The organism is Shewanella sp. NKUCC05_KAH (assembly GCF_019345585.1).
In the GTDB taxonomy this organism is placed as follows: Bacteria; Pseudomonadota; Gammaproteobacteria; order Enterobacterales; family Shewanellaceae; genus Shewanella; species Shewanella oncorhynchi.
The window spans coordinates 1-229 of record NZ_JAHKQZ010000065.1 but is presented as its reverse complement, the minus strand read 5'-3'; the positions used below and the strand labels follow the sequence as shown (position 1 = coordinate 229).

Genomic DNA, 229 nt, shown 5'->3' with positions numbered 1-229 from the left:
TGGCAACTACGGTTTCTTCAGCATTGATGCCGACGGTAACTGGACCTACACCTTAAACAACAGCCACAGCGACGTGCAGTCACTCAAGGCGGGTGAAACCCTGACCCGTGACATCACGGTCACCAGTGCCGATGGCACCGCCAGCCACACCGTGACCATCACCATTGTCGGCGCGAACGATCCCGCTGACATCACGGTCGGTAACGGCGACAGCGATGCCGGCACCGTC

1 protein-coding gene is annotated in these 229 nt (G+C 59.8%); it reads left to right on the top strand.

What is annotated here, in order from left to right; translation table 11 throughout:
• On the top strand, positions 1–229 hold a 229-nt coding region (locus KO533_RS22510), incomplete at both ends, for a VCBS domain-containing protein (RefSeq protein WP_219256197.1).